Annotated in this window: 25 protein-coding genes; 2 read left to right on the top strand and 23 right to left on the bottom strand. The window is 64.7% G+C overall.

What is annotated here, in order from left to right; all coding sequences use genetic code 11:
- Nucleotides 1–129: 129 nt before the first annotated feature.
- On the top strand, nucleotides 130–1,329 hold the full coding sequence (locus EB835_RS14975) for an acyl-CoA dehydrogenase family protein (protein ID WP_135810254.1): 1,200 nt from the start codon (nucleotides 130–132) through the stop codon (nucleotides 1,327–1,329).
- A gap of 284 nt (nucleotides 1,330–1,613) precedes the next feature.
- Here EB835_RS14975 and EB835_RS14970 read toward each other — a convergent pair whose 3' ends face one another.
- From EB835_RS14970 to rpsB, 9 genes are all read right to left on the bottom strand, one after another.
- The gene (locus tag EB835_RS14970; protein ID WP_135810253.1) at nucleotides 1,614–2,507 is read right to left on the bottom strand and encodes a class I SAM-dependent methyltransferase; all 894 of its coding nucleotides are present in this window, start codon (nucleotides 2,505–2,507) and stop codon (nucleotides 1,614–1,616) included.
- A gap of 70 nt (nucleotides 2,508–2,577) precedes the next feature.
- Nucleotides 2,578–3,270 (bottom strand): hypothetical protein, encoded by a 693-nt coding sequence (locus EB835_RS14965; RefSeq protein ID WP_135810252.1) that lies wholly within the window; start codon nucleotides 3,268–3,270, stop codon nucleotides 2,578–2,580.
- Nucleotides 3,263–3,823 carry a DivIVA domain-containing protein gene (locus EB835_RS14960; protein WP_135810251.1) on the bottom strand — a complete coding sequence of 187 codons (561 nt, stop codon included), beginning with the start codon at nucleotides 3,821–3,823 and terminating at the stop codon, nucleotides 3,263–3,265. The genes EB835_RS14965 and EB835_RS14960 overlap by 8 nt, the downstream gene beginning before the upstream one ends.
- Nucleotides 3,824–3,947: 124 nt before the next feature.
- Nucleotides 3,948–5,252, bottom strand: a complete 1,305-nt coding sequence (locus tag EB835_RS14955; protein WP_240688770.1) for a 23S rRNA (adenine(2503)-C(2))-methyltransferase RlmN — start codon at nucleotides 5,250–5,252, stop codon at nucleotides 3,948–3,950.
- 106 nt (nucleotides 5,253–5,358) lie between these two features.
- Complete coding sequence (locus EB835_RS14950) at nucleotides 5,359–6,375, bottom strand: phosphatidate cytidylyltransferase (protein WP_135810250.1); 1,017 nt, start codon at nucleotides 6,373–6,375, stop codon at nucleotides 5,359–5,361.
- Nucleotides 6,375–6,932: a ribosome recycling factor gene (gene frr / locus EB835_RS14945; RefSeq protein WP_135810249.1), complete on the bottom strand. Its 558-nt coding sequence runs from the start codon at nucleotides 6,930–6,932 to the stop codon at nucleotides 6,375–6,377. The genes EB835_RS14950 and frr overlap by 1 nt, the downstream gene beginning before the upstream one ends.
- 168 nt (nucleotides 6,933–7,100) lie before the next feature.
- On the bottom strand, nucleotides 7,101–7,853 hold the full coding sequence (pyrH, locus tag EB835_RS14940) for a UMP kinase (RefSeq protein WP_240688769.1): 753 nt from the start codon (nucleotides 7,851–7,853) through the stop codon (nucleotides 7,101–7,103).
- Between the two features lie 184 nt (nucleotides 7,854–8,037).
- Nucleotides 8,038–8,865, bottom strand: coding sequence for a translation elongation factor Ts (gene tsf, locus EB835_RS14935; RefSeq protein ID WP_135810248.1), 828 nt, complete (start codon nucleotides 8,863–8,865; stop codon nucleotides 8,038–8,040).
- 33 nt (nucleotides 8,866–8,898) lie between these two features.
- Nucleotides 8,899–9,876 carry a 30S ribosomal protein S2 gene (gene rpsB, locus EB835_RS14930; protein WP_135810247.1) on the bottom strand — a complete coding sequence of 326 codons (978 nt, stop codon included), beginning with the start codon at nucleotides 9,874–9,876 and terminating at the stop codon, nucleotides 8,899–8,901.
- Between the two features lie 653 nt (nucleotides 9,877–10,529).
- On the opposite strand from rpsB, the gene EB835_RS14925 reads away from it, so the two are divergent.
- Complete coding sequence (locus tag EB835_RS14925; RefSeq protein WP_240688768.1) at nucleotides 10,530–11,603, top strand: D-alanyl-D-alanine carboxypeptidase family protein; 1,074 nt, start codon at nucleotides 10,530–10,532, stop codon at nucleotides 11,601–11,603.
- Nucleotides 11,604–11,662: 59 nt separating this feature from the next.
- Here EB835_RS14925 and EB835_RS14920 read toward each other — a convergent pair whose 3' ends face one another.
- The 14 genes from EB835_RS14920 to ffh form a co-directional block, all read right to left on the bottom strand.
- On the bottom strand, nucleotides 11,663–12,745 hold the full coding sequence (locus EB835_RS14920; protein WP_135810246.1) for a tyrosine recombinase XerC: 1,083 nt from the start codon (nucleotides 12,743–12,745) through the stop codon (nucleotides 11,663–11,665).
- 27 nt (nucleotides 12,746–12,772) lie between these two features.
- The gene (dprA, locus tag EB835_RS14915) at nucleotides 12,773–14,002 is read right to left on the bottom strand and encodes a DNA-processing protein DprA (protein WP_135810245.1); all 1,230 of its coding nucleotides are present in this window, start codon (nucleotides 14,000–14,002) and stop codon (nucleotides 12,773–12,775) included.
- Nucleotides 13,999–15,663: a YifB family Mg chelatase-like AAA ATPase gene (locus tag EB835_RS14910; protein WP_135810244.1), complete on the bottom strand. Its 1,665-nt coding sequence runs from the start codon at nucleotides 15,661–15,663 to the stop codon at nucleotides 13,999–14,001. The genes dprA and EB835_RS14910 overlap by 4 nt, the downstream gene beginning before the upstream one ends.
- Complete coding sequence (locus EB835_RS14905) at nucleotides 15,660–16,079, bottom strand: YraN family protein (protein ID WP_135810243.1); 420 nt, start codon at nucleotides 16,077–16,079, stop codon at nucleotides 15,660–15,662. The genes EB835_RS14910 and EB835_RS14905 overlap by 4 nt, the downstream gene beginning before the upstream one ends.
- 158 nt (nucleotides 16,080–16,237) lie before the next feature.
- Nucleotides 16,238–16,555: a DUF2469 domain-containing protein gene (locus tag EB835_RS14900; RefSeq protein WP_135810242.1), complete on the bottom strand. Its 318-nt coding sequence runs from the start codon at nucleotides 16,553–16,555 to the stop codon at nucleotides 16,238–16,240.
- Nucleotides 16,552–17,340 (bottom strand): ribonuclease HII, encoded by a 789-nt coding sequence (locus EB835_RS14895; protein ID WP_135810241.1) that lies wholly within the window; start codon nucleotides 17,338–17,340, stop codon nucleotides 16,552–16,554. Before EB835_RS14895 ends, EB835_RS14900 begins: the two co-directional genes overlap by 4 nt.
- Nucleotides 17,340–18,047 (bottom strand): signal peptidase I, encoded by a 708-nt coding sequence (lepB, locus tag EB835_RS14890; protein ID WP_135810240.1) that lies wholly within the window; start codon nucleotides 18,045–18,047, stop codon nucleotides 17,340–17,342. Before lepB (EB835_RS14890) ends, EB835_RS14895 begins: the two co-directional genes overlap by 1 nt.
- Nucleotides 18,048–18,240: 193 nt before the next feature.
- A complete protein-coding gene (lepB, locus tag EB835_RS14885; RefSeq protein WP_135810239.1) occupies nucleotides 18,241–18,864 on the bottom strand; it encodes a signal peptidase I in 624 nt (207 codons plus the stop codon).
- Nucleotides 18,865–18,895: 31 nt separating this feature from the next.
- Nucleotides 18,896–19,237, bottom strand: a complete 342-nt coding sequence (gene rplS / locus EB835_RS14880) for a 50S ribosomal protein L19 (protein ID WP_135810238.1) — start codon at nucleotides 19,235–19,237, stop codon at nucleotides 18,896–18,898.
- Nucleotides 19,238–19,411: 174 nt separating this feature from the next.
- Complete coding sequence (gene trmD / locus EB835_RS14875) at nucleotides 19,412–20,230, bottom strand: tRNA (guanosine(37)-N1)-methyltransferase TrmD (RefSeq protein ID WP_135810264.1); 819 nt, start codon at nucleotides 20,228–20,230, stop codon at nucleotides 19,412–19,414.
- Nucleotides 20,231–20,331: 101 nt separating this feature from the next.
- Nucleotides 20,332–20,832, bottom strand: a complete 501-nt coding sequence (gene rimM, locus EB835_RS14870) for a ribosome maturation factor RimM (protein WP_135810237.1) — start codon at nucleotides 20,830–20,832, stop codon at nucleotides 20,332–20,334.
- A gap of 178 nt (nucleotides 20,833–21,010) precedes the next feature.
- Nucleotides 21,011–21,241 (bottom strand): RNA-binding protein, encoded by a 231-nt coding sequence (locus tag EB835_RS14865; RefSeq protein ID WP_039210974.1) that lies wholly within the window; start codon nucleotides 21,239–21,241, stop codon nucleotides 21,011–21,013.
- A 1-nt stretch (nucleotide 21,242) separates the two neighbouring features.
- The gene (rpsP, locus tag EB835_RS14860; RefSeq protein WP_135810236.1) at nucleotides 21,243–21,677 is read right to left on the bottom strand and encodes a 30S ribosomal protein S16; all 435 of its coding nucleotides are present in this window, start codon (nucleotides 21,675–21,677) and stop codon (nucleotides 21,243–21,245) included.
- A 157-nt stretch (nucleotides 21,678–21,834) separates the two neighbouring features.
- Entirely contained in the window at nucleotides 21,835–23,448 is a 1,614-nt protein-coding gene (gene ffh / locus EB835_RS14855) for a signal recognition particle protein (protein ID WP_135810235.1), read from the bottom strand.
- Between the last annotated feature and the right edge of the window lie 267 nt (nucleotides 23,449–23,715).

Genomic DNA, 23,715 nt, shown 5'->3' with positions numbered 1-23,715 from the left:
AAATGACTCGACATGAACTCGTGTGTCGCCCGGCAGACCCTGGTCATCTGTAGTGCTTCGGGACACTGGTCCTCCACCGGGTTCCGGTAAAACTGTGAATGAAGAGAATCAATGGCGAAAGAGATGGATATGAGCACGACGCTGAGCCCCGACGATATTCTTGGACTGGATTCGGTCTTCGAACCCGATGACCTCGAGTTCGCATCGATTGTGAAGAAGTGGCTGGACGAGAACGTCCGGGAGAAGATCGGCGACTACTTCCTCGACGCCACCATCCCCGCCCGCGAACTGGCCGAAGGCCTCGGCGAGCTCGGCCTGCTGGGTATGCACCTCGACGGCTACGGCTGCGGCGGATCGACCGCCACCCAGTATGGTCTGGCCTGCCGCGAACTCGAGGCCGTCGACTCCGGTCTGCGTTCGCTCGTCTCCGTCCAGGGGTCGCTGGCGATGTTCGCCATCCACCACTGGGGATCGGAAGCGCAGAAGGAGGAATGGCTGCCGAAGATGGCCGCGGGCAAGGCCATCGGCTGCTTCGGTCTGACCGAACCCGACGTCGGCTCCGACCCGTCGGGCATGAAGACGACGGCGAAGAAGGACGGTTCCGACTGGATCCTCAACGGCGCGAAGATGTGGATCACAAATTCCCCGGTCTCCGATGTCATGGTCGTCTGGGCCAAGACCGAAGAGGTCGATGACAAGGGCAAGAACGTCGTCCGCGGCTTCGTCGTGCCCTCCGACGCCGAGGGTGTGCAGACCCCGGAGATCCACCGCAAGATCTCGCTGCGCGCCTCCATCACCGGTGAGATCGTCCTCGACAACGTCCGCCTGCCCGAGGATGCGATGCTGCCGAAGGCCAAGGGCCTCAAGGGACCCCTGTCCTGCCTGTCCGAGGCCCGCTACGGCATCGTCTTCGGCGTCACCGGCGCCGCCCGTGATGCGCTGCTGTCTGCCCTGGAGTACACGGGCACCCGGATCCAGTTCGACCGTCCGCTGTCGTCGTTCCAGATCACGCAGCAGAAGCTCGCGAAGGCCTTCGGCCAGTATTCGCAGATCACGCTGCTCGCCGCTCACCTGGGCAAGATCAAGGACTCGGAGAAGGGAGTGCGCCCCGAGCAGATCAGCCTCGGCAAGATGGTCAATGTCGATACCGCGATGAACGTCTGCCGCGACCTGCGGGCCCTGTTCGGCGGTTCGGGCATCACGAGCGAATATCCGCCGCTGCGTCACGCGGTCAACCTCGAGACCGTGCTCACCTACGAAGGCACCCACGAGGTGCATCAGCTGACCCTGGGCCGGACGATGACCGGGATCAACGCCTTCGCCAACTGATCTCGGCCGGTGGCTCGATGGCTGAGGCAAGCTGCCCGAGCCCCCGCTAGCTGAGGCCGCTCGTCCGAAGCCCGGCCCCGGCGATCAGGAAATGAAGCACGCAACCGCCCGCAGAACCCTATGAGGTTCGGCGGACGGTTTGCTGTGTGCACACCCTGCTGTCGCTTCCGCAGGCGTCTCCGTGGGTCCACCCATCGCGAGTGTAGGGCGCACGTGCACACGTACTGAATGAATGCAGTACGCATGCACATTGACTCGACAGTTGTGTGCTTCTACCGGTCGCCTTATCGAATGCGCCGCAGTTCGAGCACGACCGTGTGCCCGTCCTCGTCATCGTCCGAATCCCATTCGTCTTCGTCACGTTCACCCTCGCCGAGGTGGCTTCGCACACCCAGCCCCTGTGCCGTGGCGAAGGCGGTGGCGGTCTCGACCTGATCCGTTCCGAGTTCAATGAGCAGAATCCCGTCCGGGGCCAGCCAGTCGAGGGACTCCGTGATGAGGCGGCGAACGAGGTCGAGTCCGTCTGGGCCGCCGAACAGAGCGGTGCTCGGTTCGAAGTCGATGGCCTCACGCGGGAGGAAGTCGACGGCCGTGACGGGCACATAGGGTGGCACTGCCGCGATGACGGAGATTCCCTGCCGCAGCTCATCCGGCAATCCGCGCAGACAGTCGAGGACATGTCCGGTCACAGCGGCGTCGGACTCCCCGGCCTGTGCGGAAGTTTCCACGTTCGTCACGGCGCATCGCACGGCTTCCGCCTGTGCATCCCCGATGTGGATGTCGGCTCCCGGCACCGAGGCGGCGACGAGGGAGGCGACGGGCCCCACCCCGCAGAAGGCTTCGAGCACCACGGGTGGTGCCGCTGTGGCAGCGCCCGCTTCTCCGTGGGCTCCTCGAAGCAGCGTCTCCTCTGCGTGCCTGGTCGCGGCCACAGCGTGCTCGGCCAGCAGTCGAGTCCGCTGCCTCGGCACGAACAGGCCGACACGCACCTGCAGACGCATTCCGATGAAGTCGACCCAGCCGACGATCTGTTCGAGGGGCTCACCGGTCACACGGCGTGCCACCAAAGTGTCGAGCCTCGGGGAGGAGTCGTCGACAGCGCCTTCTGCGTCTGCCTCGATGAGGATCGCCGCTTCGTCTTCGGCGAAGACGCAGCCGGCGGCACGCAGTGATCCCACTGTTCGTGTGAAGCGCGGATCGGAGTCGGCCCGAGCAGCGAGAGCTGCGAGCGACCGAGAGGTCCGGGCGTCAGAAGGCAGAGAGGACCTCGCTGCGATACCAGTCGAGGCTTGACAGGGCATCGATCTCACCGTCATCGGTGACCAGCATGGTGTGCTGCGGCGACAGTGGAACGAGCGCGGCGAATTCGACTCGGGAGTCACGCATCGCCTGATCGAGGTCTGCCGTCTCGGATCCGATGCTCACGCCGACTCCTTCGAATCGTGACCGAGTGACCCTCACAGAGGCACGGCCCGGTTCGAGCGGTTCGGCTTCGATCGCGTGCAGGACGGCAGTGTCCCCCTGACCTTCCGAGCCGGCACCGGCAGCTTCACCGGCCCCGGACCGCAGGTCCACGACCAGCCCGATGCGGGCAGCAGCCAGCAGACCGAGCGCACGCGACAGCGGTGGGACATCCTCGGCGAGGGTCAGCCTGGTTCCGGCTTCCGGAACCACACCCATGGCGCGCAGGACTCCGGCAAGCTTCGAACTGCGGTCGAGCACTTCAGCGCGGTCGAGTTCGACGGGAACCGACAGCGCGGCGATCAGGCGGGGATCGGTGACTTCGCGCCCGTCGACGAGAGGTCTGTCCGGGGCGGGACCGGTGAGGACGATGTCATCGGCCTGGCCCATGGCGATCGGGAAGTCGAGGATCTCGTACACCGGATTGAGCGTGCCCGGATCGGCTGCGGTCGGAACCGCGAAGTAGTGGAAATCAGTCAACGGAGGCCATCACTTCGACGACGCGGTCGATGAACGCATCGACTTGGTCCTCGTTGTACGCCTTCTTGCCTTTCGCGGTCTTGAACAGCACGCGGCGGACCTGGTCGACGCTCATCGCCACTCCCTGCGTGAAGTACGAGTTGACCTTGTCGCACATATCGTCGACCTGGATGATGTCGTAGCCGATGACTCCGGGGGGCGGGTTGTCGAAGCGCTCTCCGGCCTCACGGACCAGACGCCCCCGCAGGGACGCGGCGACACGGGTGAGCTCGGAGACCCATGCGTCCTGGCCGGACTGAGCGATCAGTCGGTCGCGCGCCTGCTTGGCGAATGCGTCTTCGAGACGGTCGAGTGCGGCATCGACGACGGCCACATGATATCCCTTGCGGACGAGGTCGAAGCCGACCGTGCGCACCGCCCGGGAGTCGAGATCACCAGGCTGCGGCGTCGGCCGTTCGAAGGACTCACGTGCACGCTTGAAGAAGCTGTCGACCTGCTTGGGGTCGTATCCGTTCTTCCAACCGGACATTCGAGGGAAAGTCGTGTCCGCCATGTCTCCTCCAGAAGCGAGTGGCTGTGGTGTTTCCACCATGATAGATGGAAGCCGCAGAAATTGCGTGGCCGCGGTCGGCGGGCGCCGAACCGGACGTCGATCAGTCGGCCGAACCGGACGCAGGTCAGTCGGCAGCGGCGAGCTGTCCGCAGGCGCCGTCGATATCGGAACCGCGGGTATCGCGGATCGTCGTCGGGATGCCCTGATCGACGAGGCGGCGCACGAATTCGTCGGCGACCTCCGGTTCGGAGGCCGTCCACACCGAGCCCGGGGTCGGGTTGAGCGGAATCGGATTCACGTGGACCCACCCGCGACCGCGTGCGTTGAGTTTCTTCGCCAGGAGTTCGGCGCGCCAGGCGTGGTCGTTCATGTCCTTGATCAGCGCGTATTCGATGCTCACCCGCCGACCGGTCACCTGGTAGTAGTTGAATGCGGCGTCGATGGCCTCGTCGGCCTTCCACCGGGTGTTGACCGGGATCATCTCATCGCGCAGTTCGTCATCGGGGGCGTGGAGGCTGAGGGCGAACGTGACCGGGATGTCCTCGGCGGCGAGTTTGTTGATGCCGGGCACCAATCCGACTGTGGAGATCGTGATCCGGCGCGCCGACATGCCCAGTCCTTCGGGACCGGGTCCGACGAAGCGGCGCACCGCGTTCATCACCCGCTTGTAGTTGGCCAGGGGTTCGCCCATGCCCATGAAGACGATGTTCGAGACCCGTTCGGGTCCGCTCGCCGAGGTGGCCGTGGCCTCGCAGTCGAAGGCGGACTCCCCCGCCGCATCGTCATCGTCGGCTTCCGCGCCGAGCGCGGTCTCGCCGTTTCCGGGCATATCCGACCTCGGAGCCTCGGCGAGTTCGCCGGCGGCGATGACCTGGTTGGCGCGGACGACCTGTTCGACGATCTCGGCCGTCGACATATTGCGGGTCAGACCCTGCTGGCCGGTGGCGCAGAAGGGGCAGTTCATTCCGCACCCGCACTGGCTGGACACACACAGGGTGACCCGGTTGCGGTAGCGCATGAGCACGGATTCGACGAGAGCACCGTCGAAGAGACGCCACAGGAACTTGATGGTGTCACCGTTCTCGGTGCGCAGACGGCGCACCTCGGTGAGCAGGTGCGGGAAGAACCGTTCCTGGATCTCCGCCCGCTTGTCCTTGGGCAGGTCCGTCATCGCCTCGGTGTCGGTGACGTAGTGGCTGAAGTAGTGGGTGGAGATCTGCTTGGCACGGAATGCCGGCAGCCCCATCTCGCTGACCGCGTCGATGCGTTCGTCCATCGTCATATCAGCCAGATGCTGAGGCGGCTGCTTGACTCGAGCGGATTTGAAGTTGAGAAGGGGACGGCCATCGCGCATCGGAGTCGCCGATGTCGTGCCGTCGGCATGTTCGACGACGGGCCTGGTCTGCCTTCTGCCTGCTTGAGAACTCACACGGCCATTGTCTCATGTTCGCCGCACGCCTGTCGTGTGTGAGCCGCCACGTCGGGCGGGGTGCTCGGCTCACGCTGCGTCCGACAGCCGCCTCGGCGATGTCAGCTCACAGGTAGCCGGGCAGCACCGAGAAGAGGACGAGCGCGACGGGAGCAGTCGGCAGGATCGAATCGAGTCGGTCCATGACACCGCCATGGCCGGGCAGCAGGGTGCCCATGTCCTTGAGTTCGAGGTCGCGTTTGATCATCGATTCGCTGAAGTCGCCGAGGGTGGCGAAAGCGGGGATGACCGCACCGATGACCAATCCGGTCCACCACGGAGCGTCGACGACGGTGACCGCGAGGATCGTTGCGACGATCGCGGCGAAGACGGTGGAGCCGAGGTAGCCCTCCCACGACTTCTTCGGAGAGATCCGCGGCGCGATGGGGTGCTTGCCCCACAGCACGCCGAAGACGTAGCCGCCGGTGTCGGAGGCGACGACCGCGGAGAGGAAGATGATGATGTAGTAGTTGCCGTCCGGCTGGGTCAGCAGGTAGACGATGAAGCAGGCCATGAGCCCGACGTAGGTCAGCGCGAAGAGGGACAGCGAGACATCTTTGACCGCATTCTTCCGGCGCTCAACCATCGTGAAGAGCATGACTGCTCCGGCGCTGGCGGCGAAGGTCACCCAGAGGGCTTCGCGGCCGCCGATGTATGTGGCGACGACCATGCAGGCGGCCGACACCATCGTCGGAACGCGGGAGACCAAGGAGCCGGACCGCGACAGCGCGTTCGCCAGCTCCCACATTGCGGCGACGATGCCGATGAGGATGATGAAGAGGAAGGAGATCGGCAGGAACACCAGAGAGGCAAGCACCACGCCGCCGATGAGCAGCCCCATGCCGATCGCAGCCGGCAAGTTGCGGCCGGCCCGACCGTAGTCCTTCGGCTCCGGTTCGGCTTCTGCCGCCTCGGCGGTGGGATCCGACTCCGGGTCATCGGGTGAGTACGGCTTGTCCGAGTTGCGCAGATCCCGACGTCTGGGGAACGGGGACTCCACCCGCGCGGCCTCGCCGGACGGATCCGGCTCCCCGAGGGGAGCCGGATCTGCTGCGGGGCTGTCGGACCCAGTCAAGGCGATCATCAGACCTCGAGGAGCTCAGCTTCCTTCTGCGCAAGCAGCTTGTCGACGCTTTCGACCTTGCTCTTCGTCAGATCGTCGAGTTCGGAGATGCTGCGAGTGACTTCGTCCTCACCGGCTTCGCCGTCCTTCTTGATGCGCTCGAGGGTCTCTTTGGCATGACGGCGGATATTGCGGATGGAGACCTTTCCGTCTTCCGCCTTGCCCTTGACGATCTTGACGTATTCCTTGCGGCGCTCCTCGGTGAGGTCCGGGAGGACGACGCGGATGACGTTGCCGTCGTTGGCGGGGTTCGCGCCGATGTCGGAGTTGCGCAGAGCGTTCTCGATGTCGTTCAGCGTGCCCTTGTCGTAAGGCGTCACAAGGATCGTGCGAGCCTCGGGCGTCTGGAACGACGCGAGCTGCTGCAGGGGTGTGGGAGCACCGTAGTAGTCGATCTCGATGTCGGCGAACAGTGCGGGGTTGGCGCGGCCGGTGCGGATCGACCCGAAGTCGTCCTGCGTGAATTCGACGGCCTTGTCCATCTTCTCTCTGGCTTCGGCCAGTGTCTCTTCAATCACGGTTGCCTCTTTCCATCTTTTAAAGCTTTGGGTTCATTCTATGGGTCATCGCTGAAAAATGCCGCACCGAAACCTCACAGGGATGTCCTCACCTGCAGGGATGCGCATCGGCGGGCCGCCTCGGTGACGACGTGCGTGCAGTCGCGGGCTCCCTCATCCGGGTGGTTCTCAGTGGACGACCGTGCCGATCTTCTCACCGATGATGGCTTTGCGCAGGTTGCCCTCGCCTTCCATGCCGAACACGTGCATCGGCAGCTTGTTGTCCATGCACAGGCTGAAGGCGGTCGCGTCGACGACTTTGAGGCCGCGCTGCAGTGCGTCTTGGTAGGTGATCTCAGCGATCTTCTCTGCAGTCGGGTCGACCTTCGGGTCGGCGGTGTAGACACCGTCGACTCCGTTCTTGGCGATGAGGACCTCATCGGCGTGGACCTCGAGTGCGCGCTGGGCGGCCACGGTGTCGGTGGAGAAGTACGGGAGTCCGGCGCCTGCGCCGAAGATGACGACGCGGTTCTTCTCCATGTGCCGCATGGCGCGGCGGGGAATATAGGATTCGGCGACCTGCGACATCGGGATCGCGGTCTGCACGCGGGTGTCGACACCCGTCTGCTCAAGGAAGTCCTGCAGGGCCAGGCAGTTCATCACGGTGCCGAGCATGCCCATGTAGTCGGCACGGGTGCGATCCATACCGCGTTGGGAGAGCTCGGCTCCGCGGAAGAAGTTGCCGCCGCCGACGACGATGCTGACTTCGACGTCTTCTGTGGTGGGAGCGACCTCACGGGCGACTGCGGCCACGACGTCGGGATCGACGCCGATCTCGCCGCCGCCGAAGACCTCACCGGAGAGCTTGAGCAGAACACGGCGGCGATGAGTGCGCACCGCTCGGCTGGCGTAGCTGGATTCGTGAACAGGGGTGCTTGTCATAGAGTCCTTCTTCCGTGCGGACAGGTCTGTACCCGGTGGGATCTTCACTGTGATCGGGCGTCTGGGTCAGTCTAGCGAAAAACGGGGCCGGACCGATTGGTCCGACCCCGCTCCTCGGGTGAGTTCTCACTCACTCGGTGAACCTGGGAAGCAGAGACGTGTCTGCTTCACGGTCAGTGGTGAATCAGGCTCCGACGCGGTAGCGCAGGAAGCCGGTTGCCTTGACGCCGGCAGCCTCGAGCACCTTGGCCACGGACTGCTTGGGATCCTTGGCGAATCCCTGGTCGAGCAGGCAGTTCTCCTTGAAGAAGCCGTTGACGCGCCCCTCGATGATCTTCGGCAGAGCCTGCTCGGGCTTGCCTTCGTTCTTCGCGGTGTCTTCGGCGATGCGACGCTCGTTGTCGACGAGGTCGGAGGGAACGTCTTCGCGCGAGAAGTACTTCGGGGCCATGGCGGCGATGTGCACGGCGACATCGTGCGCCACGGTCTCGTCGTCACCTTCGAAAGCCAGCAGCACGCCGACCTGCGGAGGCAGGTCCTTGTTGGTGCGGTGCAGGTAGGAAGCGATCTTGGCGCCCTCGAGGCGACCCACGCGACGCAGGTCGACCTTCTCGCCCAGGGAGGCACCGGACTCGGTGATGAACTGGGAGACGGGCTTGCCGTCGGTCTCAGCAGCGAGCAGCGCCTCGGCCGAATCGGCCTTGTTCGCCACGGCCAGACCGAGGACCTCTTCGGAGAGCTTGACGAACGGATCGGACTTCGCAACGAAGTCTGTCTCCGAGTTGAGCTCGATCATGGTGCCGACTCCGCCTTCGACGGAGGTCGCGACCAGACCGTCGGAGGTCGAGCGGCCTTCGCGCTTAGTGGCGCCCTTGAGACCCTTGATGCGCAGGGCCTCCATGGCCTTCGCCTGGTCGCCGTCGGACTCGTCGAGAGCCTTCTTGACGTCCATCATTCCGGCGCCGGTCTTCTCGCGCAGTGCCTTGATATCAGCGGCAGTGTAGTTTGCCATTCCTTCTCCTCAGGATGGTGGAGTTAAACGAAATCAGGACTCGGTCGACTCGGTGGAGTCGGCGGCCTCAGCGGCAGGTGCTTCGGTCGCCTTGTCAGCGGCTTCGGCAGCAGCCTCAGCTGGGGGCTCGTCGGTCGCCTCTTCAGCCGCGGCTGCGGCGTCTGCGGCAGGCTCGGCCTCAGCGGCAGGAGCGGCCTCAGCGGCCGGGGCAGCAGCCTCGGCGGGCTTCTCTTCCGACTTGCCTTCGAGCAGTTCGCGCTCCCATTCGGGCATGGGCTCGACGGCAGAGACGTTCTTCTCGCCGCCTGCGTCGTCCGAGGAGTGGCGGGCGATGAGGCCCTCGGCCACGGCGTCGGCGACCACGCGGGTCAGCAGCGAGACCGAGCGGATGGCGTCGTCGTTGCCCGGGATCGGGTAGTTGACGTCGTCCGGGTCGCAGTTGGTGTCGAGGATGCCGATGACCGGGATGCCCAGCTTCTTGGCTTCGTCGACCGCGAGGTGTTCCTTCTTGGTGTCGACGATCCAGACGGCCGACGGGGTGCGCTGCATATCGCGGATACCGCCGAGGGTCTTCTCGAGCTTGTCCTTCTCGCGACGCAGGATGAGCAGTTCCTTCTTGGTGTGCGAGGAACCTGCAACGTCGTCGAAGTCGATCTCTTCGAGTTCCTTCAGGCGGCGCAGACGCATCGAGATGGTCTGGAAGTTCGTGAGCATACCGCCGAGCCAACGCTGGTTGACGTAGGGCTGACCCACGCGCTGAGCCTGCTCAGCGATGGATTCCTGGGCCTGCTTCTTGGTGCCGACGAAGAGGATCGAGCCGCCGTGGGCCACGGTCTCCTTGACGAATTCGAAGGCGTTGTCGATGTAGCCCAGCGACTTCTGCAGGTCGATGATGTAGATGCCGTTGCGTTCGGTGAAGATGAAGCGCTTCATCTTCGGGTTCCAACGACGGGTCTGATGTCCAAAGTGAACGCCGCTGTCGAGCAGCTGGCGGATGGTGACGACGGCCATGCCGACGCCCTCCTTTCTGTGCACCCTTGAGGTGCTTTTACGTCACGCGCGCGTCGATCTTCCTCGCTGCGGGATCGCAGCGTGTCGATCGACAGGATGCGTCGATGACCTTTTCGGTTGATTCCTGGTACCCGGTTCATCCGCCCCACAGGCACACCTGACGGCTGCCTGCACCATGGGAAGGAGAAGAATTCGGATACGCGTAGTCAGAAGACACGCTTCTGCTGGGCTTAAGTCTATCTCGGTTGGGCAAGCCATTTCCAATCGAGGTCGATCCCTCGCCGAGGCGGCCCACCGGCCCGGATCTTCGCCGCGACCCGCGCGTCGACCGGTTCATCGACCCGTGCGCCGACCGGTGCATCGGCCCGTGCACCGACCTGCATTTGAGTCCGTGCGGCGACTGGTGCCGACAAGTCGACTCTTGCGTCGAACGATGTGGATGGATGGACGCGACGACAGTCGTTACAGGCCGGAATCGGGCATTGAATCCGGGCGCGGGCTGTTGAATCGCGGTGGCAGCGGTTCACTCAGCCACCGATTCCTGTGCACGGCCAGCCGACTCGCAAGTTGGGAGCCTGTGGAAGGAGAAGGTTCGTCCACAGGACTGTTTCTGCAGGGTGACACGGCTGCGAACCATGGGCTTTCATGCTCCTATGGATCTCTTTGCACCCGACCGATTCCGTCCACGCCTTCACGGGCGCAAGCCGGACACCGGCTCAAGTCTCGGTTCGCCGCCGACTGCATTCCTTGCCGTGCTCATCACGGCGGCCCTCGTGCTCACGGCCCCTCCCCCGCAGGCGAGCGCCGCCTCCGAACCTGCAGCGACAGCGCAGAGCGCCCCGAAGAAGAGCACTCCGAAGAATTGGGTCTCTCCGGTGCCGGCGATGGAGATCATCGAAGCCTTCGACCCTCCGGACAAACCGTGGCTCAAGGGGCATCGCGGAATCGACGTGCTCGCAGTCGTCGGTGAGCCGCTGCGGGCACCGACGACGGGGACGATTCGCTTTGCCGGGACCGTGGCGGGGATGGCTACTGTCAGCATCCTCACCGAGTCCGGTCATGTGCTCACATTCCAGCCCGCCGCGACCTCGTTGAAGAAAGGTGAGAGCTTCGCCGCCGGTGAGCAGATCGGCGCTGTGGGCAGCGGTGGTCACTGTCAGCGTTCATGCCTGCACATCGGAGCATGGCCGTCCGCGAGCGACAGACGATATGTCGATCCGGGCAGATTCTTCGGTCAGGAGCAGTCGGCCCTGCTGCCGCTGTCTCGGAAGCCGGCGAAAGAACCGAAAGGAGGTGGGGATTCGACGACTTCGGGCGCTGGAGCATGGGGCGGTCACAGGAATGGACGGATTCCCGCCTCGGCGATGTGTCAGTTGGAGACCGCTGCAGGTCAGATGCTGCGCTGCGATGCTCAAGCGGCGTTCGATCGACTCTCGAAGGCGTTCGAGGCCCGTTTCGGTGCCCCGATCTCAGTCACCGACGCTTACCGGGACTATGCCACGCAGGTGATCCTCAAACGTCGGAAGGGACGCATGGCGGCGACGCCGGGGACGTCGAACCATGGATGGGCGTTGGCGGTCGACCTCGGCAGTGGGATCAATTCCTTCGGCACCGCCCAGCATCAGTGGATGCGGGCGAACGCTCCGAGATTCGGTTGGATCCATCCCGGGTGGGCCAGGCAGACGGGATCGCTGCCCGAGCCGTGGCATTGGGAGTTCCGTCAGTAGACAGGCGCGGCCGGCAGGCTGTTTCCGACGGAACACTGCCGACGGCGGTTCGGTGAGTCTCAGGCCCGCGGATGTGCTCGACGGTAGGTGTCCTGCAGCCGCTGCATGGACACCTGGGTGTAGATCTGGGTGCTGCTCATGGTGGAGTGGCCGAGCAGTTCTTGGATCTGCCTCAGGTCGGCGCCGCGGTCGAGCATATGGGTCGCCGCCGAGTGCCGCAGTCCGTGGGGCCCGATGTCCGGGGCGCTGGGGTCGTCGGAGCCGTAGCGGTGAACGAGTTCGCGCACCTGCCTGGCACCGATGCGTGCCCCACGGACGCCGAGGAACAGTGCGTCACCGCTGTTGGGTCCGGCGAACAGCTGCCGTGTGGCGAGCCAGTCGTCGAGGGCTGTGCGTGCCGGGGTTCCGAAGGGAACACGACGTTCCTTGTTGCCCTTGCCGAGCACGGTGATCATCGATGCCCGGTGATCGATATCGCTGCGGTCGAGCCCGGTGAGTTCCGAGACGCGCACCGCGGTCGCGTAGAGCATTTCGAGGATCGCTGCATCGCGGATGCGCTTGGCCGCATCGAGCGGATCCCCCGCGCCGACGGGTTCGGCGTGTCCACGTTCTGCCGCGGTGTCTCCGCTGCGGGATGTCTCGGCGGCGGAGATGAGGTCGGCGGCCTGCTGGGGCTTGAGCACCGTGGGCAGACGGGAGTCCTTCTTCGGCGTCCGCAGACGTGCGGCCGGGTTGTTCGGCAGTCCCAGATTGCTCACTCCATAGGTGAAGAAGGAGCGCACGGCAGCGATCTTGCGAGCCACCGTCGATTTCGCAGCCCCGGCATCGTCGAGCGCGATGAGCCAGGACCGCAGGTCATCGAGTTCTACGGCGGCGACGTCGATCCGCGCGCCCGAAGTCTGCGCTGAGTCTGCTGCTCCGCCCGGCGAGTCCTGTCCGCCGTCAGGCGAGGTCCGCTCCGACGAGCGTGTCTTCGCATCCCGCTCGGAGCCGCCCCGGATCTTCGTCGAGTGCACGGCATGGTCGAGGAAGTCAGTGACGTCGGCGACGTAGGCGCGAGCTGTGTGTTCGGAGACATCACGGGACCGCAGGTGGTCGGCATAGCAGGTCACCACCTCGGCGACGGTCGACGTTGTGTTCACGTCCCCAGGATATGCCAGCGGCTGGGTTCAGCCGCTGGACCTGCGCAGTTTCACCCATCCTGTGTCGCGTCGTGCCGCCAACCCTGCGAGGTCCAGTGCGGTCAGGGAGTTGAGTGCGTCAGCGATCGTCAGCCCTGCCCGAGAGGCGATGATGCCGACGTCGAGCGGCTTCGACACCGTCAGCGCATTCAGGCAGATCTTCTCCCTCTCATCGAGCGCTTCACGGGGGTCGGATGACGGAACGCTGTCTCCGTTTGCCGAGGCGGTCGCCACTGCGGCCGTGTCGAAGAGCGCCGGGATGTCATCGTCGATGAGCGCGATGACATCGTCGCTGCAGGTGACGAGTTCCGCCTCGTGTTCACGCACGAGCCTGTGAGCCCCTGTCGAGGACGCCGAGTACACCGATCCGGGGTAGGCCGCGACCTTCCGGGAGAGTTCGAGGGCATGCCGGGCGGTGTTGAGTGCCCCGCTGCGCCATCCGGCTTCGACGATGACGCTCACCTGCGCCGAGGCGGCGATGAGTCGGTTGCGCAGCAGAAACCGGTGGCGCATCGGCGTCATTCCCGGGGCGGTCTCGGACACGATGGCGCCGGTGGTGAGGATCTGTTCGAAAAGTTCAGCGTTCGCCGCCGGGTAGAAGCGATCGACTCCCCCGGCCATGAATGCCACCGTCGGTGCTTCCCGAGCGATGGCCGCACGGTGGGCGGCAGCGTCGATGCCGAACGCGCCCCCGGAGACGACGGTGATTCCATGAGCGGCAAGGTCCCAGGCGAGGTCGGAGGCGCATTTGGTTCCGTAGTTGCTGGCTGCCCTGGCACCGACGACGGCAACGGCACGAGCCAGCACCGTGCGCAGAGAGGCGGCTCCTCGCACCCACAGGCCCAGAGGCGCGGCGGGGCCGAGGTCGTCGAGCATTCGAGGCCACTCATCGTCATCGGGGATGACTAAGCGTCCGCCGATTCTCGCGATCTTGTCCAAATCATTCCCGACAGCTCCGGCTTCCCCCGCTCGCACTGACCACCGGTCGATGGCGTCGCTCATCTGCCCGTGTTCAGCTGCCTCGATACCGGTGGTGGCCAGGCCCTGTACGGCATCGTGGGCTGAGGTCTCACCTCGGCCGACGGCCACGATGATCGCCTGGGCCGCGACCGGACCGATGCCGTCGACGAGTCGCTTGAGCAGTCCGTCGCCGGGCTCGCCGATGCGCAGGAGGGAAGCGATGGCCGCGCGGACTTCCTCATGGGGGTTCACGGTCATGACTCCTGTGTCCTCAGGGCGAGTGCCGTTCTCAGCGTGTCGGGGTCGGGTCCCGGCTTCCCCGTCAGATCAGCCAAGGTCGTCGCGACTCGCAGCACTCTGTCGTAGCCGCGCATTGTGATCCGCCCCGTGTCGAGGGCACGGTCGAGGTCGGTCAGGGCTGCGGGTGTGAGTGCGAAGTGTTCGCGCAGCCAGGTTCCGGGTGCGTCGGCGTTGAGCCGCCAGGCACAGTCAGCGAAGCGTTCGGTCTGTCGGTTCCGCGCTTCGAGGACGCGGGCAGCGACTGCGGCGCTGGTCTCTTGGCCACCGCCGAGCCTGATGTCGGCGGGTGAGACGGGAAAGAGTTCGAGCTGCAGGTCGACTCTGTCGAGCAGCGGCCCGGACAGACGGTTGCGATAGCGGCGTTTGTCCAGAGGCGTACACCGACAGTCCGCCCCGGATCCGGCCATCCCGACCCCGCAGGCGCAGGGGTTCGCGGCCATGATGAGCTGGAATGATGCCGGAAGCACCATCGATCCCCAGGCGCGGTGGATGTGGACGCGACGGGATTCCATCGGCTGCCGCAGGGCTTCGAGGACGTCGCGGGAGAATTCGGGGGCTTCGTCCATGAACAGCACCCCGCGGTGGGCACGGCTTAAGACTCCGACCGTTCCCGGGCGGCGGCCGCCGATCAGCGCCGAGGCGGTGCTGCGGTGGTGGGGTGCTTCGAACGGGGGCCGGTGGTCGAGTCCGTCGCTGCCGTCGAGTTCTCCGCGCAGGGAGCGGACGGTGGCGACTTCGACGGCTTCATCGTCGTCGAGGGCCGGGAGGATTCCGGGCAGACATTGAGCCAGCAGGGTTTTGCCAGCTCCGGGTGTGCCGCGCATGAGCAGGTTGTGCCCGCCGGCGGCGGCGACTTCGAGACCGAATCGTCCTTCGGCCTGCCCTTGGACTTCGGCGAGATCGTGGAGTTCCGGGGTCACGGGGACGGGACGATCCATTTCGAGGACTGCGGGCAGTGCGGGCACTGCCATCGATCCGCCGTAGGCGTTGACGACTTCGGCCAGTGAGCCGACCGGGAGGATTCTGGCCCGACCGATGAGTGCTGCCTCGTCGGCGTTGCCGATGGGGACGACGAAGCGGTCGAAGCCTGCCTGCAGCGCTGTGTGCAGGGACGGCAGCACCCCGGTGACGGGACGGATCCTGCCGTCGAGTCCGATCTCACCGCAGTGGATGATGTTGCCGGTGTCGTCGTTGGTGATCAGCGACAGTGCCTTGAGCACGGCGACGGCGATGCCGAGGTCGAATCCGGTGCCGATCTTCGGCACGGTGCCGGGGGTGAGGTTGATCGTCAGGTGCTCTGTGGCAACAGGCTTGCCGAGGTACGCAAGTGCGGCTCGGAGTCGTTTGCGTGATTCGCTCACCGAAGCATCCGGGAGTCCGACGATGTCGATTCCGGGGAGTCCGGCGCTGACGCTGGCTTCGATCGAGACGATCTTGCCGGTCAGTCCCCACAGCGCCACGGCCGAGGCCCGACCGATGATATGCATCGATGATTCGGGGGCTGGCGGACCTGACTCCGCTCCTCCTCCGTTCGCAGGCTCATGGTGGTCGGGTTCGGCCTCGTTCGCGCCGACCGATTCCAATCGCGGGTTCGCACCTCTCAGGGTCTCCTCGCTCATGAGTCGGCCTGGATGTTCGGGCAATGAAAGTACTGGACGCGCGGTTCCATGATGATCCCGAGTGCGTCGATGCGTGTGGCGGGAAAGTATTGGTCCTGTTCTCGCAGCCAGATGCCTGCGAGTGTGCGGATGCGAGCGAGCTTGGTCGGGGTCACGGCCTCCAGCGGTGATCCGAGCCTCGCGGTGCGACGCGTTTTGACCTCGACGAAGACCACGGTGTCACCGTCACGGCCGATGATGTCGAGCTCACCCCGAGCACACCGGAAGTTGCGTTCGAGAACGACCAGACCGGCGTCTTCGAGGAACGCTGTGGCGAGGTCCTCTCCTCTGCTGCCGAGCGCCTGCTTGCGCAGGCCTTTGGCTGTCCTGATGTTCTTCCCCGTGCCAGTCCGACCGGGTGTTCGTGTCCGTCCCATGTCGGTCAGATGACCATGGCGGCGCTGCTTGGGAGAAGAGCAGAAAAGGGGCCTGTGGAGGAGGCTCGCCCATCCACAGGCCGACGACGGTCAAGTCAGGGCGTCGTCCACAGCGATCGGTGCAGGAGTGTGTTCGGCGATGAGCTGAGGGAGCAGCCTCAGCCGCGGATTGCGGTCGGAGGTTCGAGATCGGATTTCGCGATCTCCTCGATGTTGACGTCCTTGAACGTCAGCACATGCACCGTCTTGATGAACCGCGATGAACGGTAGCTGTCCCACACCCAGGCATCGCGCAGGGTGAGTTCGAAGTACACATCGCCGGCATCGTTGTGAGCCTTGAGATCGACGTGGTTGGCGAGGTAGAACCGGCGCTCGGTCTCGACGACGTAGGCGAAGAGACCGACGACGTCCCGGTATTCCTTGTACAGCGCAAGCTCGAGTTGTGCTTCGTAGTCGTCAAGATCATCGGCACTCATGACAGGCCCTCCTTCGCTCCTGTGTCCGCGCTCAGGCGGAAGCTTCTGCGGTGGTGGATGCTGGGTCCGAGTTCGGCGATGCCCTGCCTGTGCTTCACCGTCCCGTATCCCACGTTCGATTCCCAACCATAGTGCGGATGGGCCTCGGCGAGTGCGATCATCGCCTCATCGCGTGCCACTTTCGCCACGATGCTCGCCGCCGCGATCGCCGGAACCGAGCCGTCGCCCTTGATCACGGTGCGCACCGGCGGCAGTTCGAGGTCGGCGCAGTCACCGAATATCCCCAGGCAATCAAGGGTGAGTGGAGCAGAGAGCCAATCGTGGCGGCCGTCGAGTAGGACCATCGTCCGGTCGGGAAAGACCCTCGCCGAGGCGGTCGCGGCGCCCCCGTCGGAAGCGTCCGGACCATGCCCGCCGGATCCGACACCAGCCCCTCCCTGGAACATCGAGAGCATGGCGCGACGTCCGGCGAGGTTGAGCGCCATCGTCATCCCCACCTCGTCGAGTTCGGCGGGGGTCGTCGACCCCACTGCCGCGGCGGCCGCCCACGAACGCACACGGTCGGTGGCCTCCTGCCTCGACTGCGCGCTCAGCTGCTTCGAATCATGGATGCCGCCAGGCACCTCGGCTGAGGTGAGGACACGCAGATCGAACAGGGCGACACCGACGCTGACAGGCCCGGCCAGAGCACCACGGCCCACCTCGTCGACACCGAGGACGAAATCGAAACCCTCGCTCAGCAGTCCGCGTTCGACGCTGAGGTCGGTGAGTCCACGTGCGGCCATCAGTTCCCGGTGATTCCCTCTGAGGTGTCCGGCACGTCTGCGAAGACCTCGTCGGGAGTGGAGACCCAGCTGAAGTGCTTGAACGGCCAGTTGATGAGGAACACGGTGCCGACCACGTCGTCCTCGGCCACATATGGGTCGGAGTCCATGTGGTACCGGGAGTCAGCGGAGTTGCTGCGGTTGTCGCCCATCACCCAGTAGTGGCCCTCTGGCACGGTGACTTCGAATTCGACTTCCGAAGGTGCGGTGTCCTTGTCGAGGTAGGTTTCGTCGACCGGTTCGCCGTTGACCAGCAGGCGACCTTCGGCATCGCAGCATCGGATCGTGTCGCCGCCGACGCCGATGACGCGTTTGATCAGCTGATTTCCCGCGTCCGAGGGGGCCAAACCGATGAATTCGAGGATCGGATTGGGGGTGTATTCGGTGGTCTCGGCGGCCGAGAGCCAGTGGTCCGGATCGTCGAAGACGATGATGTCGCCGCGCTCCGCGGGTCCGAAGCGATGGGCCATCTGGTTGACGAGCACCCGGTCATCGACCTGGAGGGTGGTCATCATGGATTCGGACGGGATGTAGAAAGAGCGGACGACCCATGTCTTCAGCGCCGTCGAGATGAGCAGGGCGATGACGATGATCGCCAGGGTCTCCAACAGCCCGCGCGCGAACCGTTTCGAGGCAGGTGGCGGGGAAGCTTCGGATTCGCTTGTCATTCGTTCGCTTTCACATCGGACCACGGATTTCGCTGAGGACTGCTCCTCCAGGGAATGAAATGAGCGTACCAGCACCAGCCTGACCTCGCGCTCAGGTGAGTTCGACACCTTCGCAGAGGCGGGACTCAGTCACATTCGGCGTCCTCGCCGAGGCGGGGGCGAAGTCGCGACCGGGACCTCGCCGAGGCGGCACTCAGTCGACCGATGAGCCGTGGCCGATCACGGGACCGATGACGCGATCGATGGGGATGAATCCCCCACCGGGCCGTCCCAGCAGCGATCGTGAGTCAGCGGAGTCGCTGCGGTTGTCACCCATCACCCACATGGTGTCTGCGGGGACTTCGAGGGAGAACTCCACCGCCGAGGCGGGAGTCGGGGCATAGTCCTCGTTCAGGGGCTTGCCGTTGAGCAGCAGACGCCCCTTCGCGTCACAGCATTCGAGTGTGTCACCGCCGACGGCGATGACGCGTTTGACGTAGTAGACGTCGCGGGGGCCGAGTCCGACCCAGGATCCGATCTTCTGCAGAGGTGTGGGAAGCGCATCGTTGACGAACGATCCGCGGCCGTCGAAGACGACGATGTCTCCGCGGCGGATGTCTCCGCTCAAGGCGTCCGGACGCCACACTGTGATCGAGTCGTCGACCTGCAGCGTCGGTTCCATCGACCCGCTCGGGATGGTGAATCGCTGGATGACGAATCCGCGGATCGACCCGCCGAGGACGATGATGACGACGACGATCGCCACGATCGCCTTCCAGAACCGTGCCGAAGACAGAAGACGCGACCCGAAGGTCGCGTCTTCATGTCTGTTCGGCACCGTGTGATCATCTCCCACAGTGCCGGGCAAATCAGGCCTTTTCGCGGATGCGAGCAGCCTTGCCGCGCAGTTCGCGCAGGTAGTACAGCTTCGCGCGGCGGACGGCGCCGCGGGTGAGGACCTCGATCTTGTCGACGTTGGGCGAGTGCACCGGGAAGGTACGCTCCACTCCGACGCCGAAGCTGATCTTACGGACGGTGAAGGTCTCGCGGATGCCGTCGCCCTGGCGACGGATGACGATTCCCTTGAAGACCTGGATACGCGAGCGCGAACCTTCGATCACCTTGACGTGAACGTTGAGGGTGTCGCCCGCACGGAATTCGGGAACGTCAGACTTCAGCGAGGCTGCATCTACAACATCGAGCTTCTGCATTGTGGTTTCTCCTGTGGCCTCTGCTTCAGGTCGAGGACACGCATATCGGACCGGTGAACCGGCAGCTGGATCGTCTGTCGGGATCTCTCCCCGTCGACCCGCCGCATCAGACGCGACAGGCCACCGTGGGCACTCATCCCCCTGAAGCAGGTGAGTGCCAACAAACGCGACGCTCTATTCTGTCACGGTTGAGCGCTCGGACTCAAACCGTTCAAGGGCAACCAGGTCGTCCTTGTTCAGATCATCGAGCCTCTCGAGCAGGTCCGGTCTGACTTCTGCGGTGCGTTCGAGACGTCGGTCACGTCGCCACCGTGCGATCGCGGCATGGTTGCCGCTGAGCAGAATCTCGGGCACCTCACGTCCGCGCCAGTTCGCCGGCTTCGTATAGATGGGGTATTCGAGCAGTCCGTCTTCATGACTCTCCTCGGCCAGTGACTCGGGATTGCCGATGACACCGGGGATGAGGCGGCTGATGGCTTCGATCATCACCATCGAAGCGACTTCACCGCCGTTGAGCACGTAGTCGCCGATGCTCATGGGCAGCAGCTCGAAGTGCTCGGCCGCCCAGTCGATGACGCGCTGGTCGATGCCTTCATAGCGTCCGCAGGCGAAGACGAGGTGGTCCCGATCGGCGAGGTCTTCGGCGATGCGCTGGTCGAACACCTTCCCGGCGGGGCTGGGCACGATGAGCGTCGGTTTGGATCCGACCACAGCGTCATCGGTCCGGACGCCGTTCGGGCTTTCGCCTTCAATGGTGCTGCCGAGTTCCCCGAGGATGTGCTCGAGGGCCAGGGCCCAGGGTTCGGCCTTCATGACCATTCCCGCTCCCCCGCCGTAGGGCGAGTCATCGACGGTGTTGTGCCGGTCGAAGGTGAAGTCCCGCAGGTCGTGGACGCCCAGGCTCAGCTGCCCACGCTCGACGGCTTTGCCGATGAGTGAGAGCTGCAGACCGGCGAGGTATTCGGGAAAGATCGAGACGACGTCGATCGACATCTGCGGTCCGGCCGCCTCGGTGGGGGTGGGAGCCGGTGTCACGGGTTCGAGCGGCACCGCCTCGGTGGGGGTGTCGTCGCCGGTCATCGGGGGCACTTCGCTCATTCGGCGTCGAAGAGGCCGGCGGGCGGGGTGACGTTGACGCGACCGCCGTCGATGTCGACGTCGGGCACGATCTCAGTGACGAACGGAATGAGCACTTCGTGTCCGGCGGTGTGCTTCATGTGCAGCAGATCCTGGGCGGTGCCGTTGGTGACGTCGATGATTTCGCCGACGAGGGCGTCGTTCTCATAGACCTTGAGTCCGATGAGGTCGTCGAGGTACCAGGCGTCGGAGTCGTCCTCATCGTCGGCCGCCTCGGCGAGGATGAGGGTGTTGCGGATCTCCTCGGCGCGGTTGCGGTCGGGGACCTCATCGAAGGCCAGGAGCAGGCGGTCGCGGTGCCACCTCGCCGACTTCAGCGTCAGCGGTCCGATATCGGGATCGGTGGCGAACGTCGCTCCGGGATTCAGCCGTTCCTCGGGTCGGTCGGTGCGCACCTCGACGGTGAACTCGCCCTTGATTCCGTGCGGCTTGCCCAGCCGGGCGATCACCGTATCCATACTGCTCCTCGAAGTTTGCTGTCGCTGTCTGTGCGGCCGATCATGCACCCGGGTGACGTCGCTTGCGGTCAGCCGGCGGACGGCCGTGTTCTGGCACCAGTGTAGTCGTCGACCGGTGGGTGAATGCACGAGAGGGGATGCAGCGCATAGGCACTGCATCCCCTCTCGGATGTTGGAATTACGCCTCGATGAGGTCCACTCGCACCGACTCTCGGCCGGCCAGCGAGTTCATCACGGTGCGCAGGGCCTTGGCGGTCCTGCCTGCACGGCCGATGACCCGGCCGAGGTCCTCGGGGTGAACCCGGACCTCGAGGGTCGTGCCGCGCTGCGAAGAACGCGAACGAACGGAGACGTCATCGGGATGATCGACGATTCCGCGGACCAGATGCTCGAGCGAATCAGGCAACATCTTAAGCTTCAGCGCTTTCTTCAGCGGCCTCGGGTGCGGCTTCGGCTGCTTCCTCGGCCGGAGCCTCGGTCTTGCTGCCGCCCTTCTGGGTGATGGCTTCCTTGATCACCGATTCGGCGTTGGGGGCCACGTAGGCTTCCTTCTCCGGCTGCGGCTTCACGGTGTTGACCGCTTCACCCTCGCCCTTGAACTTCTGCCAGTCACCGGTGAGCTTGAGCAGAGCAGTGACCTGCTCGCTGGGCTGAGCACCGACGGAGAGCCAGTACTGAGCGCGCTCGGAATCGATCTCGATGACCGAAGGCTCACGGGTCGGGTGGTAGATGCCGATCTGCTCGATGGCCTTACCGTCACGACGGGTCTTCGAATCAGCGACGACGACGCGGTAGAAGGGTGCACGGATCTTGCCCATGCGGGTCAGACGAATTTTGACTGCCACTTTAGTGGTGTCTCCTTTTGTGTTCTGTGTGCACAGCTGTACCAGAAGAATCGTGGGGTTGACCTGCCGGAAGCTGCGGCTCGGACTATCACTTCGGCGCGGATGAGAGGGCCCGGACCGAGAGCAAAAGTACAAGAGTCAATTGTGCCAGAAGGCTCTACTTCTTGCCACCTGGGAAGATTCCGCCGAAGCCCTTGGGCAGGTTCGCCGGATCGAATTCCTCGTCCTTGCCCAGATCGACTCCGCCGAAGGCCGAACCGACCTGGTCTTGGGTCTTGCCCGACTTCTTATCGGCCAGTGCCTGCGCTTCCTGCGCACGCTTGGCCGGGTTGCCCGACTGACCGCCCTTGCGGCCCTTCTTCTTCCCTGCGGGCTTCTTCTTCTTTCCACCCGCGGCACCGGGCATACCGCCCATTCCGGGCATCTGCGGCGCCCCGCCGCCACCGGGCATTCCGGGCATTCCGCCGCCGCCGCGAGTCATCGACCGCATCATCTTCTGCGCCTGAGTGAAGCGCTCCATGAGCTGGTTGACCGCGGTGACCGTGGTGCCGGCACCCTTGGCGATGCGGGCACGACGGGAGCCGTTGAGGATCTTCGGGTTCGTCCGCTCCTGAGGTGTCATCGATCTCACAATCGCTTCGACCCGGTCGACCTCACGCTCGTCGAAGTTCTCCAGCTGATCCTTGTACTGGCTCATGCCGGGCATCATGCCCAGCATCTTCTTCATCGAGCCCATCTTCTTCAGGCCCGACATCTGCGTGAGGAAGTCGTTGAGGTCGAAGTCCTCGCCGGCTTCGACCTTCTTCTTGAGCTTCTCAGTCTCTTTTTCGTCGAAGTTCTTCTCGGCCTGCTCGATGAGCGTCATGATGTCGCCCATGTCGAGGATCCGATCGGCCATCCGGTCCGGATGGAACTGTTCGAAGTCCTTCATCGATTCGCCGGTCGAGGCGAACATGATCGGCTTTCCGGTCACCTCGGCCACGGACAGTGCGGCACCACCGCGGGAGTCACCGTCGAGCTTGGAGAGCACGACACCGGTGAAGTCGACGCCGTCGAGGAACGCCTCGGCGGTCTTCACCGCGTCCTGACCGATCATCGCGTCGATGACGAAGAGGACTTCGTCAGGGTTGACCGCGGTGCGGATGTCCGCGGCCTGGGCCATGAGCTCCTCATCGATGCCGAGACGGCCGGCCGTATCGACGATGACGACGTCGTGGAGTTTGGACTTCGCGACGTCGATCGAGTCGGTGGCGACCTGGATCGGATCGCCCACACCGTTGCCGGGCTCGGGAGCGTAGACGACCGCACCGGCACGTTCGCCGACGATCTGGAGCTGGTTGACGGCATTGGGACGCTGCAGGTCGGCCGCGACGAGCATCGGCCGGTGGCCCTCGGACTTCAGCCAGTGCGCGAGCTTTCCGGCCAGGGTGGTCTTACCGGCGCCTTGGAGGCCGGCGAGCATGATGACCGTCGGCGGACGCTTGGCGAAGTTGAGACGCCGGGTCTGACCGCCGAGGATGCCGACGAGTTCGTCATTGACGATCTTGACGACCTGCTGGCCGGGGTTGAGTGCGCCCGAGACCTCCTCGGACAGGGCGCGTTCACGGATCCGGCCGGTGAAGGCACGCACGACAGGCAGGGCGACGTCGGCGTCGAGCAGGGCACGTCGGATCTCACGAATGGTGGCATCGACGTCGGCTTCGGACAGCCGGCCCTTCCCGCGCAGATTCTTGAAAGTCGCGGTGAGCCTGTCGGACAGAGAGTTAAACACGTACAAGCCTTCTTCACGATGGTTTGGTCGACTCTCTAGACTAGCAACTGACCCGGGTCCGGCTGAAACCAAGTGCCCTGACAATGCCCCGTGAACCCTCCCTCGCGGGCATCCTCCACCGTTCGCAGCGAATCGCCCCGTTGCACCGGGGTGTTAAGGCGGCGACGGTGTCGGATGCCGCAGCACCGGTAGGAGATGCCGCTGCCGGTGACGGTTACCCTCGCCGAGGCGATCGCGTCGCACACTCCCCCGCCGAGGCGGTCGGCG

It is taken from the genome of Brevibacterium sp. S22 (assembly GCF_004745485.1).
Classification (GTDB): domain Bacteria; phylum Actinomycetota; class Actinomycetes; order Actinomycetales; family Brevibacteriaceae; genus Brevibacterium.
The sequence above is the reverse complement of the archived record's forward strand: the minus strand, read 5'-3'. Positions and strand labels throughout refer to the sequence as shown.

Coding starts and splice junctions, on each gene's coding strand:
- EB835_RS14905 (WP_135810243.1), bottom strand. CDS start 16,079: ATGGGACGGACACGAACACCCGGTCGGACTGGCACGGGGAAGAACATC.
- EB835_RS14900 (WP_135810242.1), bottom strand. CDS start 16,555: ATGAGTGCCGATGATCTTGACGACTACGAAGCACAACTCGAGCTTGCG.
- EB835_RS14865 (WP_039210974.1), bottom strand. CDS start 21,241: ATGTTGCCTGATTCGCTCGAGCATCTGGTCCGCGGAATCGTCGATCAT.
- EB835_RS14910 (WP_135810244.1), bottom strand. CDS start 15,663: ATGAGCGAGGAGACCCTGAGAGGTGCGAACCCGCGATTGGAATCGGTC.
- EB835_RS14925 (WP_240688768.1), top strand. CDS start 10,530: ATGGATCTCTTTGCACCCGACCGATTCCGTCCACGCCTTCACGGGCGC.
- EB835_RS14960 (WP_135810251.1), bottom strand. CDS start 3,823: ATGGCGGACACGACTTTCCCTCGAATGTCCGGTTGGAAGAACGGATAC.
- rpsB (WP_135810247.1), bottom strand. CDS start 9,876: ATGGCCGTCGTCACCATCCGCCAGCTGCTCGACAGCGGCGTTCACTTT.
- EB835_RS14895 (WP_135810241.1), bottom strand. CDS start 17,340: ATGGCCGCACGTGGACTCACCGACCTCAGCGTCGAACGCGGACTGCTG.
- rplS (WP_135810238.1), bottom strand. CDS start 19,237: ATGCAGAAGCTCGATGTTGTAGATGCAGCCTCGCTGAAGTCTGACGTT.
- lepB (WP_135810240.1), bottom strand. CDS start 18,047: ATGACAAGCGAATCCGAAGCTTCCCCGCCACCTGCCTCGAAACGGTTC.
- tsf (WP_135810248.1), bottom strand. CDS start 8,865: ATGGCAAACTACACTGCCGCTGATATCAAGGCACTGCGCGAGAAGACC.
- EB835_RS14950 (WP_135810250.1), bottom strand. CDS start 6,375: ATGATCGCCTTGACTGGGTCCGACAGCCCCGCAGCAGATCCGGCTCCC.
- dprA (WP_135810245.1), bottom strand. CDS start 14,002: ATGACCGTGAACCCCCATGAGGAAGTCCGCGCGGCCATCGCTTCCCTC.
- EB835_RS14975 (WP_135810254.1), top strand. CDS start 130: ATGAGCACGACGCTGAGCCCCGACGATATTCTTGGACTGGATTCGGTC.
- pyrH (WP_240688769.1), bottom strand. CDS start 7,853: ATGACAAGCACCCCTGTTCACGAATCCAGCTACGCCAGCCGAGCGGTG.
- trmD (WP_135810264.1), bottom strand. CDS start 20,230: ATGTCGATCGACGTCGTCTCGATCTTTCCCGAATACCTCGCCGGTCTG.
- rimM (WP_135810237.1), bottom strand. CDS start 20,832: ATGGATACGGTGATCGCCCGGCTGGGCAAGCCGCACGGAATCAAGGGC.